This is a genomic window from Sulfitobacter sp. SK025, assembly GCF_003352105.1.
GTDB classification, from domain to species: Bacteria; Pseudomonadota; Alphaproteobacteria; order Rhodobacterales; family Rhodobacteraceae; genus Sulfitobacter; species Sulfitobacter pontiacus.
This window is the reverse complement of sequence record NZ_CP025808.1, coordinates 773,194-785,353: the sequence shown is the minus strand read 5'-3', so window position 1 is coordinate 785,353 and position 12,160 is coordinate 773,194. Positions and strand designations below refer to the sequence as shown.

Annotated in this window: 12 protein-coding genes; 5 read left to right on the top strand and 7 right to left on the bottom strand. The window is 59.8% G+C overall.

Translation table 11 applies throughout. The features are described 5' to 3' along the window. Positions 1-57: 57 nt before the first annotated feature. Together C1J04_RS03705 and C1J04_RS03700 are read right to left on the bottom strand one after the other, a co-directional pair. A complete protein-coding gene (locus C1J04_RS03705) occupies positions 58-471 on the bottom strand; it encodes a DUF4864 domain-containing protein (protein WP_009826011.1) in 414 nt (137 codons plus the stop codon). 62 nt (positions 472-533) lie between these two features. Then, positions 534-2,114 carry a lysine--tRNA ligase gene (locus tag C1J04_RS03700; protein ID WP_009826010.1) on the bottom strand — a complete coding sequence of 527 codons (1,581 nt, stop codon included), beginning with the start codon at positions 2,112-2,114 and terminating at the stop codon, positions 534-536. A gap of 119 nt (positions 2,115-2,233) precedes the next feature. Between C1J04_RS03700 and C1J04_RS03695 the strand changes: the two genes are divergently transcribed. Next, positions 2,234-2,656 (top strand): tellurite resistance TerB family protein, encoded by a 423-nt coding sequence (locus C1J04_RS03695; protein ID WP_037944901.1) that lies wholly within the window; start codon positions 2,234-2,236, stop codon positions 2,654-2,656. Positions 2,657-2,671: 15 nt separating this feature from the next. On the opposite strand, the gene C1J04_RS03690 is transcribed toward C1J04_RS03695, so the two are convergent. Further along, complete coding sequence (locus C1J04_RS03690) at positions 2,672-4,183, bottom strand: D-alanyl-D-alanine carboxypeptidase/D-alanyl-D-alanine-endopeptidase (RefSeq protein WP_009826009.1); 1,512 nt, start codon at positions 4,181-4,183, stop codon at positions 2,672-2,674. An 88-nt stretch (positions 4,184-4,271) separates the two neighbouring features. Here C1J04_RS03690 and C1J04_RS03685 point away from each other — a divergent pair, with 88 nt between their 5' ends. After that, on the top strand, positions 4,272-5,096 hold the full coding sequence (locus C1J04_RS03685) for a DMT family transporter (RefSeq protein WP_009826008.1): 825 nt from the start codon (positions 4,272-4,274) through the stop codon (positions 5,094-5,096). Here the strand turns inward: C1J04_RS03685 and C1J04_RS03680 are convergent. The 3 genes from C1J04_RS03680 to C1J04_RS03670 form a co-directional block, all read right to left on the bottom strand. Then, on the bottom strand, positions 5,061-5,654 hold the full coding sequence (locus C1J04_RS03680) for a nicotinate-nucleotide adenylyltransferase (protein WP_009826007.1): 594 nt from the start codon (positions 5,652-5,654) through the stop codon (positions 5,061-5,063). The two genes, C1J04_RS03685 and C1J04_RS03680, sit on opposite strands and share 36 nt — an antisense overlap. Before the next feature lie 113 nt (positions 5,655-5,767). Then, positions 5,768-7,321, bottom strand: a complete 1,554-nt coding sequence (locus C1J04_RS03675; RefSeq protein WP_005851401.1) for an alanine/glycine:cation symporter family protein — start codon at positions 7,319-7,321, stop codon at positions 5,768-5,770. A gap of 11 nt (positions 7,322-7,332) precedes the next feature. Continuing rightward, positions 7,333-7,773, bottom strand: a complete 441-nt coding sequence (locus tag C1J04_RS03670) for a universal stress protein (protein ID WP_037954115.1) — start codon at positions 7,771-7,773, stop codon at positions 7,333-7,335. A 368-nt stretch (positions 7,774-8,141) separates the two neighbouring features. Here C1J04_RS03670 and ettA point away from each other — a divergent pair, with 368 nt between their 5' ends. Then, positions 8,142-9,797: an energy-dependent translational throttle protein EttA gene (ettA, locus tag C1J04_RS03665; RefSeq protein WP_005851397.1), complete on the top strand. Its 1,656-nt coding sequence runs from the start codon at positions 8,142-8,144 to the stop codon at positions 9,795-9,797. A gap of 99 nt (positions 9,798-9,896) precedes the next feature. Here ettA and C1J04_RS03660 read toward each other — a convergent pair whose 3' ends face one another. Then, entirely contained in the window at positions 9,897-10,856 is a 960-nt protein-coding gene (locus tag C1J04_RS03660; protein ID WP_009826004.1) for a response regulator, read from the bottom strand. A 395-nt stretch (positions 10,857-11,251) separates the two neighbouring features. Here C1J04_RS03660 and C1J04_RS03655 point away from each other — a divergent pair, with 395 nt between their 5' ends. Together C1J04_RS03655 and C1J04_RS03650 are read left to right on the top strand one after the other, a co-directional pair. Next, the gene (locus tag C1J04_RS03655) at positions 11,252-11,458 is read left to right on the top strand and encodes a cold-shock protein (protein WP_005851393.1); all 207 of its coding nucleotides are present in this window, start codon (positions 11,252-11,254) and stop codon (positions 11,456-11,458) included. 138 nt (positions 11,459-11,596) lie between these two features. Continuing rightward, a complete protein-coding gene (locus tag C1J04_RS03650) occupies positions 11,597-12,148 on the top strand; it encodes a L,D-transpeptidase (RefSeq protein ID WP_005851389.1) in 552 nt (183 codons plus the stop codon). Positions 12,149-12,160 lie beyond the last annotated feature (12 nt).

Here is a 12,160-nt window from a genome sequence, read left to right as displayed (position 1 = left end):
CTAACCGCAGCGTACGCCGCAAACGGTCACATGAGCGTGCCAAAGATGTCGCGCCTGTCAGGCAGAAACGCTTGGCGCATCCAGCAATTGAACGGCGGCAATACGCCAGCCCTCGGGCGTCTCAACCATCTGATAATCCAGCAAATAGGTGAATCCTTTCAGGTCCGTGACCTGCACCTTCTGCCACTGCGCACCGGCGATCTCGCGCAGATCCAGAAACCGCACTTCGGCATGTTTCCAGACCATCGGATAGCCCGTGGTCACCATACGTTTAAAATTTTCCGGAGACTGGAACATCATCTGCAGATTGGGGCTCGCATATGCGAAGGCACCCTCGAAATCATCAGCTTTGAAAGCCTCGAACTGGCCGCTGATCGTGCTTTCGATATCCGCCTGCTGCGCCATGGCACCAAGTGCCGTCGCAAAGGTCAAAACCATCCCGAAAAATGCCGAAAGAACCGCGCCACGCATGAGAATGCTCCCTATGATGTGTTGAACTTAACCTAAGCCACGCACATCATAGGGCAATAGTTTCACGCCGTGGTTAGCTTGCCCGCCAACGCGTCGTCGATCAGGGCGACCGTTTCATCCACGCCATACAGCGCGATGAACCCACCGAACCGCGGCCCTTGGCTGGCGCCCAGCAACACTTCGTAAAGCGCGGTGAACCAGTCGCGCAGCGGGTCGAAACGCTCTTTCCCGACGGCAAAAACCATCGTTTGCAACGCCTCGGCATCCAGCCCGCCGTCCCATGTCTTCAGCTGGTCCCGCAGGTCTTCCAAGGCTTCCCGCTCCAGCTCGGAAGGGGCGCGGAACACTTTGGCGGGCTTCACGAAATCATTGTAATAGCGCACCGCATGCTCGGCCGCCGCATCCATACCGGGGTTGCCTTCGGGCGTCGCATCCGGCGCATACCGCTGGATAAAGCCCCACAGTTGCGACTTGTCCTCGGCCGAGGACACCGACGCGAGGTTCAGCAACATCGAGAAGGGCACAACCATATCCGACTTGGGCACATCCCCCCCGTGGATATGCCAAACGGGGTTGTTCAGCTTGCCCTTGTCGTCCTGCGTTTCATAGGCGCGCAGCTGCTGGTGGTATTCGTCGACCGCCTTGGGGATCACGTCGAAATACATGCGCTTGGCCGTCTTGGGCTTGAGGTACATGAAATACGACAGCGATTCCGCGCTGGCATAGGTCAACCATTCGTCGATGGTCAGACCATTGCCCGACGACTTGGAGATCTTGTGCCCGTCCTGATCAAGGAACAGCTCGTAGGTGAAATGCTCGGGCGGGCGGTTGCCCAGAATACGGCAGATCTTGTCATAGATCGGTGTGTTGGTGCTGTGATCCTTGCCGTACATCTCAAAGTCGACATCAAGGGCGGCCCAACGGGCGCCAAAGTCAGGCTTCCACTGCAACTTCACATTGCCGCCGGTCAGCGGCAGGGTCATTTCGGTGCCGTCTTCATCGTCGAAGGTGATCGTGCCTTCCTTGGCGTTGACCGCTTTCATCGGCACATACATTACCCGCCCTGTTTCAGGGTGGATCGGCAGGAAGATCGAATAGGTCTGCCGACGCTCCTCGCGCAGCGACTTGAGCATCACTTCCATGATCTCGTCATACTTCTCGGCGGCGCGCAAAAGCACCTCGTCGAACTTGCCGGAGCCGTAGAATTCCGTGGCCGAGATAAACTCGTACTCGAACCCGAAGGTATCCAGAAAACGCCGCAGCATCGCGTTGTTATGCGCGCCAAAACTGTCGTATTTGCCGAAAGGATCGGGCACCGATGTCAGCGGGCGCTGCAGATGTTCTTCCAATGCGGCGGGGTCGGGCACGTTACCCGGCACTTTGCGCATCCCGTCCAGATCGTCCGAAAAGCACACCAGCCGCGTCGGAATGTCGCTGATCTGCTCAAATGCGCGGCGGATCATCGTCGTGCGCGCAACTTCGCCGAAAGTCCCGATATGCGGCAGACCCGACGGGCCATAGCCGGTCTCGAACAAGACGTATCCCTTCTCGGGGGCCTTGTTTGCATAGCGTTTCAACACCCGACGTGCTTCCTCGAACGGCCACGCTTTACTGGTTAGGGCTGCTTCACGCATCTGCGACATGTCATCAATTCCATCATTTTCACCCCGCACCCAATGCGCGCAGGCAGCCCGTACCTATTGCGTCCCCGTAGGCCCGTCAATAATCTGCAGATCAACGGAATGACCGAACGGAAATGCGCATGAATGACGACACCTCCCTCACCCTCAGCGCGCAGGATTGCCTTGTCGCCGTGATGATCGCGGTTTCCGCATCAGACGAGGACATCCGCACCACCGAATTGCTCAAGATCCAGACGGCTGTAAACATGCTCCCCGTCTTTTCCGGCTATGATGTGGACCGCATCAGCTCTGTCAGCTCGATGGTGTTTGACCTGTTCGAACAGGAAGACGGGCTGGATGCCCTGTTCGGCCTGATCAAGGGCGCGCTGCCCGACCGGCTGAACGAAACGGCCTATGCGCTGGCCTGCGATGTGGCCGCGGCCGACGGCACGTTGGACGAAGCCGAATTGCGTCTGCTGGAAGAAATCCGCTACGAGCTTGACCTCGACCGCCTGCACGCCGCCGCCATCGAGCGCGGTGCCCGCGCCCGTCACGTCAAATAGGCCGCGTCACCGCGATCAAAGAGAGGCCGAATCCGCAGCCACATGAAACGCCCCCCAGCGTTCGATCAGCCCTTGCTGCAACCGTTTGGAGCGCCCGTTCCACGCCCGCCCCCCCTCGGGGCGTTCGCGTTGCGCGCGGGTCAGGGTGGCGCGACGTGGCATATCGGCGGTGAACACGGCAAAGGCCATCACCCGCCCGTCCGGTGCCGTCAGATACCCCGCCAAGGCCGAGACAAAGTTCAACGTACCGGTCTTCGCCTCTACCTTGATCGGATGATCTTGCACGGGCCTCCCCTTGGAATCGCGCAGAGAAATCGACTTGAGCAACGGTTTCAATGTGCCCGATCCATAGACCCGCACCAGCGCCGTCACCATATCCTGCGCGGTCACGCGGCTGTCTTCGCCCAGCCCCGAATGGTCCACCAGCGCGGGTGCATCCATGCCCAGATTGGCCTTGGCCCACACGTTCATCTCTGCCGCAGACGCGCGCAGTGACGCGGGCGTGCCCGTGCGGTAAACCGTGGCGGACAGCCCCGCCATCTCTGCGATCAAGTTATTGGAATACTTCAACATATCGCGCAGGATATCGCGCAGCGGCGCGCTGGAACGGGTCACCAGCACCTCGCCCTCGGGCAAGCTGGTGATCAACGCCATGTCGCGCAGACGGATGCCCTGTGCCCCCGCCAATGTCTTAAAGATATCGCCCGCATATAGCCCCGGCTTGCGCACCGGCAGCCAGCGCGACCCACCATTGCCCAAGGCGCTTTTCGCGACGCTCCAGTCATCGCGGGTGCCTGCGTCACGATAGGCAAAGACCGGCGCACTGCGGTCGCTGATCTCCATCGCGGCCATCGCCACGTCAGGGCGATAAGACCCCGACCGCCCGTCCATCAGCACCGAATAGCTGCCGTTCTCGCGCTTCCATTCAAAGTGGACGCGGTTAAAGTTCAGCGCCAGCCCTGACACAGCGGGGTTATAGCCCACATGATCCGGCTGATCCGCATCAATCAACGGGAAGACCGGCAGGCTGCGTTCGTAAATCTTCAACCCGCCTTTGACGCCGACAATGCCCGCCGCCTTGAGGTCATCGGCCATTTTGGCCAGCCCGTCCGTATCCAGCGTCGGATCGCCCCCGCCCACAAGGATCAGATCGCCCTGCACTTCGCCGTCCACAATGCCGCCGGTCGCCATGATGCGCGTCTGGAACTGATGCGCCGCGCCCAGGGTATCCAGCGCGTAAAGCGCGGTAATCGCCTTGGTCACGCTCGCCGGGGGCATCCCGTCAAGCGGGCCGTTCTGTTCCAGCACCGCACCGGTTTCCGCATCCGCCAGACTAAAGGTCACAGCCCCGTTCAACCGCGCCTTGTCGATCAGTTCTTGCGCCGAGGGGATCGCCTGCCGGAACAGATCGTCCCCGCGCAAGACGGGGCGCAGCGATTCAGTTGGCGGTGCCGCAAAGGCCGCTGGAGCCGCAACAGCCGCCGCAGCGGTACTCAGAAACAAACGACGGGATAAAACAGTTTTCATGGGGCGACTTAAACCTGACAGGACAGAGCGACACAAGCGCTTGCAAATCACATTTTCATGGGCGGGGGCCCATGCTAACTGACAAGACATGCAACGCGTTATTTTGATCATGTTTGTCGCCATGTCACTGATTCCCGCAGGCGACAGCGCGGGCAAGATCCTGACCTCACAGCTTGGCGTGGCCCCCGTTTTTGTGGCGTGGTCGCGGTTTGCCATAGGGGCGCTGCTGCTGGTGCCCTTCGCCCCGCCGCAAACGCGCGCCCTGTTCGGCAACTGGCGCATCTGGGTCCGTGCCGCCATCCTGTGCGGCAGCATCACCTGCATCCAGACAGCACTGGTGACCGAGGACGTGGCCAATGTCTTTGCCGCCTTCTTTATCGGTCCGCTGCTCAGCTATGTGCTGGCCGCGCTCTTCCTGCGCGAGGCGATATCGCTTCAGCGCAGCGCGTTGATCGTGGCGGGGTTTCTGGGGGTGCTGGTCGTGGTCCGACCGGGGCTTGAACCCAGCGCGGGGCTGCTTTGGGCGCTGATCGCGGGGACGCTTTATGGCGTATTCCTCACGATGTCGCGCTGGCTGTCGCATCTGGCCCCGCCCCTTGCGCTGACCTTCAGCCAGTTGGTGATCAGCGGGCTGCTGCTTTTGCCGCTGGGGCTGGTCTATTTCCCGCCCCTGTCCGGCCCTGTCCTGGGGCTAAGCCTTGCAAGCGCGCTGTGTTCGATGCTGGGCAACCTGCTTATGTTATACGCCTATTGCATGGCCCCTGCGACCAAGGTCGCACCGCTGGTGTATCTGCAACTGCTGTCCGCCGTGGGGCTGGGGTGGCTGGTGTTCGGCGCATGGCCCGATGCGCTGACATGGGCCGGCATGGCGATGATCCTAGGGGCGGGTATCGCCTCTGCCAGATTGCGCTGACCATTTGCCCGCGGCCCGGATCGCGCTTGAGCTGACATCGACCATCGGGACGTTCACGAAACACCACGCGGGGGCCGGTGCCTGCCCCAAGAGCTGGCTTTGCCGCCCCGAAATCCGGTAGGGAGCATAAAGCGTCGCGGCGTGGCTCATCCGTGCCGATATGCGCTGGCCGGGCCGTGCAAGCACCCCTAGGGGCACTGTCTCCATGATCTGCCGCCAGTCCTGCCATAAGTGGAACTGCGCCAGATTATCCGCCCCCATCAGCCAGACGAAGCGCACACCGGGATAGCGGGCCCGCAGCGCGGCAAGGGTTTGCGCGGTGTAGCGGGTGCCAAGATGGGCCTCGATATCGGTGACCTCGACCCGCGGGTGCTGCATCACCTCGCGCGCGCGCGTCAAACGGGACGCCATCGGGGCCGGCCCATGCGCCTTGAGCGGATTGCCCGGGCTGACCATCCACCACACCCGATCCAGTCCGAAACGCTTGATCGCCTCGCGGGTGATATGGGCGTGCCCCTCGTGCGCCGGATCAAACGACCCGCCAAGCAGCCCGATCACCTGCCCCGGGGGCGCATATGGAAATGGATAACCCAACGAAAACGGCCCCCGATATACATCAGGGGCCGAAAGAAGGGCAGCAACGCCCCTTTGTCAATCGCGTTATCCGTGCGTTAATCGACGAACTTCTTGATCTCGCCGGATTTCAACCGCGCGAAATAGCTCTTCATCTCGCGCTTCACGATCGGCATCAGGAAGTACAGCGCCGTGATGTTCACAACCGCCATCGCAAAGATCATCGCATCAGAGAAGTCGATAACCGCGCCCAGATTGGCCGCCGCCCCCACGATGATGAACAGGCAGAAGATCACCTTGAACACGATCTCTTTGGTTTTGCCTTCACCGAACAGATAGGTCCACGCCTTCAGCCCGTAGTAGGACCAGCTGATCATGGTGGAGAAGGCGAACAGGATCACCGCCAGCGCCAGCACATAGGGGAACCAGCTGAACCCGGTCGCAAAGGCAGCCGATGTCAGCTGAACGCCGCTTGACCCGTCGATGGTCTGGATCGCGGTGCCAGCGTCATTCAGGATGAAGCGGCCCGTTTCGGGGTCCATCACCAGCACGCCAGAGATGGTGATCACCAGCGCGGTCATCGTACAGATGACAACGGTATCGATGAAGGGCTCCAACAGGGAAACGACACCTTCGGTCACCGGCTCTTTGGTGCGCACGGCAGAGTGTGCGATCGCCGCCGAGCCGACACCCGCCTCGTTCGAGAACGCCGCCCGTTTAAAGCCTTGGATCAGCGCACCAACCAGACCGCCTGCAACACCCAGACCGCTGAACGCGCCTTCAAAGATCTGGCCAAAGGCCCAACCGATCTTGTCGTATTCAACGATCAGGATGATCAGCGCGGCACCAACATAGATCACGCCCATCAGCGGCACGATTTTCTCGGTGACATTGGCGATGGATTTGATCCCGCCGACGATGACCGCAAAGACCACCGCGGCAAAGACGATGCCCGTGATCCAGCCAGGGTAGTCTCCGATGATACCGGACAGCTGCGCATGGGCCTGATTGGCCTGGAACATATTCCCGCCGCCCAAGGCACCACCGATGGTAAAGATCGAAAAGATCACCGCCAGCACCCCGCCCAAAGGCAGTCCGCGTTCCTTGAAGCCCTTTGTCATATAGTACATCGGACCACCGGAGACGGTGCCATCGGCGTATTCATTGCGGTATTTCACACCCAGCGTACATTCGGTGAACTTGGAGGCCATGCCCAGCAAACCCGCCAGGATCATCCAGAAGGTCGCCCCCGGACCGCCGATGCCCACGGCCACCGCGACGCCCGCGATATTGCCCAGACCGACAGTCCCCGACAGCGCCGTTGCAAGCGCCTGAAAGTGGCTCACCTCGCCCGCGTCATCGGGATCGGAATAATCACCTTTGACCAGCGAGATCGCATGCCAGAACGCTTTGACCTGAATGAAGCCGAAATACAGCGTAAACACCGACGCCGCGACCACCAGCCACAGCACGATCCACGGGAAGTTGGTGCCGGGTAGCGACATAAAGATCAGATTGACGAACCAGCCCGTCGAACCTGCGAAGATATCATTGATGCGTTGATCCATGCCGACGGTTTCTTGTGCCGCAGCAACCATGGGCAAGGCAGAGACAGCAGCAGCCCCCGCACCCGTTGTCAGAAATTTTTTCATGATATGACCTTTCAAGGAATGATCGTCAGCGGCACGCGGGACGCCACGGCCAAGCGGCCGGTTACGCCGCCGAACATACGCTCTTTCAGGCCGCGCAGACCGACACGGCCCACCACGATCTGCTGTGCGCCGTGCTTCTTGGCCAGGTCGTCCAGAATATCGGCCACATCGCCGTGTTTCACGATGCCCTGAACGGTGACGCCGTCTTCGCTGACCTTCTTGACCGCCGGATCAACGATACGTTCGCGGGCCAGTGCCAGTTCCTCTTCGCGCCGTTTGTGGCGCTGGTCATTCTCTTCCGAGGTCTGGAAGCTGAATGGAGACCATTCAATCACGTAAACGAGCTTGAGCTCGCAATCGCCGATCAATTTGGCCTGTTTCGCTGCGAAATCCAAAGCGCGCGCCCCGGCTTCCCCCCCGTCCAGTCCAACAACAATAGTGGATGCTGTCATGTATTTGTCCCTTTGTGTATGACGCGGTCTTTTTGCGCCCGCGTTGTACCGGGGCGCTGAACGCACCCGGATTAGGCGAATATAAACGAGGTCCAAAATTTTTTTCGACTGAATTTCGCGTAAAATTCGGTCATTCGTCCCCAGTTCACCGTTCGAAAACGGTAAAAAGGGATAGTTATCGGAAAAACAGCCTTTGCCGCCCGCGCGATCCGCGCTTTGTGCGTCTTTCCCCTGCGCCTTGTGAATCGCCCGGCAACAGGCGGGCTTCAAAACCGCGGCACAGGCCTTATATATTGAATGTTTGCTCTTGCCCGCCTGTGGCGATATTGCACGTTCCAAACCGTATTCAGCTTATCCGAGGATTCTCAATGGCCGCCTATCAATATGTCTATCACATGTCCGGTGTCTCAAAGACCTACCCGGGCGGCAAAAAGTGTTTCGACAACATTAACCTGAACTTCCTGCCCGGTGTGAAAATCGGTGTGGTCGGTGTCAACGGCGCGGGTAAATCCACGCTGATGAAGATCATGGCCGGCAAGGACAAGGATTACTCGGGCGAAGCATGGGTCGCTGAAGGGGCCAAGGTCGGCTACCTGGAACAGGAACCCTATCTGGACCCTGCCCTGACCGTGCGCGAAAATGTCATGCTGGGCGTGAAAGCCAAGAAGGACATTCTGGACCGCTACAACGAACTGGCGATGAACTATTCCGACGAGACAGCCGACGAAATGGCCGCCTTGCAGGATCAGATCGACGCGGAGAACCTCTGGGATCTCGACAGCCAGATCGACGTCTCGATGGAAGCCCTGCGCTGCCCGCCCGACGATGCCGATGTCACCAAACTGTCCGGTGGTGAAGCCCGCCGCGTGGCGCTGTGCAAGCTGCTGCTGGAAGCGCCCGAAATGCTGCTGCTTGACGAACCGACCAACCACCTGGACGCGGAAACCATCGCGTGGCTGCAACAGCACCTGATCGACTATAAGGGCACGATCCTGATCGTCACCCACGACCGGTACTTCTTGGATAACATCACCAGCTGGATTCTGGAACTCGACCGCGGCAATGGCATCCCCTACGAGGGGAACTATTCCAGCTGGATCGACCAGAAAGCCAAACGGCTTGAACAGGAAGCCCGCGAGGATAAGTCCAAGCAAAAGACCCTGTCGCGCGAATTGGAATGGATGCGTCAGGGGGCCAAGGCCCGTCAGGCGAAATCCAAAGCGCGGATCAAGTCCTATAACGAGATGGCCGACAGCTCAGAGCGCGAACGCCTGACCCGTGCCCAGATCGTTATCCCCAACGGTCCCCGTCTGGGCAACAAGGTGCTTGAGGTAGAGGGCCTGTCCAAAGCCATGGGCGACAAGCTGTTGATCGAAAAGCTGGACTTCTCTCTGCCGCCAGGCGGGATCGTTGGCGTGATCGGCCCCAACGGCGCGGGTAAATCAACCCTGTTCAAGATGATAACTGGCCACGAACAACCCGATACCGGCACGATCGAACTCGGAAATACCGTTGATCTGTCCTATGTTGACCAGTCGCGCGATGACCTGAACCCTGATGACAACGTCTGGCAGGCCATTTCGGGCGGGGCCGAGATCATCAAGCTTGGCGATGCCGAAGTGAACTCCCGCGCCTATTGCGGCGCCTTCAACTTCAAGGGCGGTGACCAGCAGAAGAAAGTCGGCCTGCTGTCGGGCGGTGAACGCAACCGTGTGCATATGGCACGTCTGCTGAAAGAAGGCGGCAACGTGCTGCTGCTCGATGAACCTACCAACGATCTGGACGTTGAAACCCTGCGCGCACTCGAAGACGCGCTGGTCGATTTCGCGGGTTGCGCCGTGGTCATCTCGCACGACCGTTTCTTCCTCGACCGGATTTGTACGCACATCCTCGCCTTTGAAGGCGACGCGCATGTTGAATGGTTCGAAGGCGGCTTCTCTGACTACGAAGAGGACAAGAAGCGTCGTCTGGGCGAAGACGCCATGGAACCCAAGCGCATGAAGCACAAGAAATTCTCGCGCTGATCTAAGCGAAAGCTTCAAGAAAAAGGCCCCCGCAGGAAACTGCGGGGGCCTTTTTATGTGTCGGTCAACGCGCCGCAGCGACGCGGCACGGGTGTGCCGTTACAGCCCGTCGGCCAGTTCCGTATAGCCATCGGTGCGGTCGGTGCTGGTGCTGTCGGGCACGGTTTCACGGCCCAGAAAATCGCGCAGCGTGTTGCAGGCAGACAGCCCCGACCACAGCCGCTGGTTCGACACCAGCTTCACCGTGACATCGGCGCTGAAATCCCCACCGATACGTGCGGCGGTGCCATCATGGGACAGGATGTCTTCGATGTCTTTCTGTATCTCTTCGGGCTTGATCCGGTGGCGGCCCATCACGGTGCCCACGATGATCCCCTCGCCCGCATAGCCCATAAAGCATTTCTCATGGGCCAGCGCAGCGACCGTGGCCTGCGCGACCAAGCCCATCTGGCGACAGAACTCAGCCGGGCTTGCGGTCTCGAAGATATTGCGGATTTGCGGCAGTTTGACCGCAAAAAGGCTCATGGCATAGCAGCCTTCGGGCAGACGCAGCATGTGGTTTTCGAACCCGTGCAGATCGTCGACGCCGACAACGTTCAGATCAAAGCTTTCCTCGACCCGTACCTTCATCAGGCCCGACAGCTCCGCCAGCGTATGCGCGGCCTCGCGTTCACGCCGCAGGCTGTCGCTGAGCATGCCCGCCATGTTGATACGCGCGCCCAACTCGATCCCGTTCAAGGGCTTGAAGATGAAATCCGTCGCCCCGGCGCGGAAGGCGGTGTCCATCAGGTCATGTTTCCGGCTGCCGGTGATCATGATGATCGGCGCACTTTTATAGGCCTGCATATTGCGGATGTCGTCACATAGGGTGATCCCGTCAACGCCGGGCAGCATGATATCCAGCAAGAAGCAGTCAAAGCTTGCCCCGTGTTCGTCGATCTTGGCCAACCCATCCTCGGCCGAGTCCGCACAGACCAGATCGAACCCCAGCGACGGCGTCAGACAGTCGCGCAACAGGTCAAGAATGGTGGGATCGTCATCTACGGCTAGGATTTTCATACGGTGGCTCACTCGTTGTCGTGTCGGCAGAAGGGGGACTGGTTAAATTCTCTTATGGCTCGGAGCAAAATCGCAGATGAATCTGTCAGCAGTTAGGCAATTTCGGCCAATCCGTTAACCCTTTGCCCCGCTGCCTCTGCCAATGCGCGTTAGGGTTTCACCTTGCCTCTCCGAAGAATAAGGCGCAAATGTGCCGGAATCAGCAAGGATCGGCCTGTTTTTCAAGGCCCATTGACAGCCCCTTGCGCGAATCCCCACGACCTGCCATATCCGAATGGCTAACGTTATTCTTTTTCGACCAACTGTCTCCCTCATACGGCGTTCAGACTTCGATCCAGACCGACAACGCCAAGCCATCGCACGACGCGGATGGCATACTAGAGGAGACTACGGATATGGCCACTGGCACCGTAAAATGGTTCAACACAACAAAAGGCTTCGGCTTTATCGCACCCGATGGCGGCAGCAAAGATGTATTCGTACACATCTCCGCTGTTGAGCGCGCAGGCCTGACCGGTCTGGCCGACAACCAGAAAGTGACATTCGACATCGAAGCTGGCCGTGACGGCCGCGAATCCGCGTCGAACATCGCACTGGCATAAGCCATGCAGGGCCTTAGGCCCGCAGGATGAATTTGCCGGCTGACCCTCACGGGACAGCCGGTTTTTTTATGTCCTCAGGGTTGCCAAACACAACCCAAGGGGCAAAATACCGGCATCACATCCTAAAGGAGCCCCCCCATGCGCCGCCGTCAGTTTATCGCAGGTTCTTTGGCCGCCCTCGCCTTTCCCCACGCGCTGTTTGCCGCGGGTGCCGCCTATGACCCCACGCCGCAAATGGTGTCGATCAAACCACAATATGCCGTGGGCGAGCTGCTGATCCTGCCCCGCAGCCACTACCTGTATCTGGTGACCGCCCCCGGTCAGGCCATGCGATACGGCGTGGGTGTCGGCAAGGCGGGGCTGGAGTTTACCGGCACCGCGACGATCGACGTCAAAAAGGAATGGCCCACCTGGCGCCCCACGGACGAGATGATCGAACGGGAACCCAAGACCTATGCGCGGTTCATCGGCAATACCGATGCGCAACCCGGTGGCCCGTCCAATCCGCTGGGGGCGCGCGCGCTCTATCTGTTCCAGAACGGCCGCGATACATATTTCCGCATCCACGGCACCACCCAACCCAGCAGCATCGGGCGCTCTGTCTCGAACGGGTGTATCCGCATGCTGAACGAACACGTCAAAGACCTGTACCAACGTGTGCCCATCGGCACCAAGGTCACGGTGCTTTAACGCCGCTGGCTT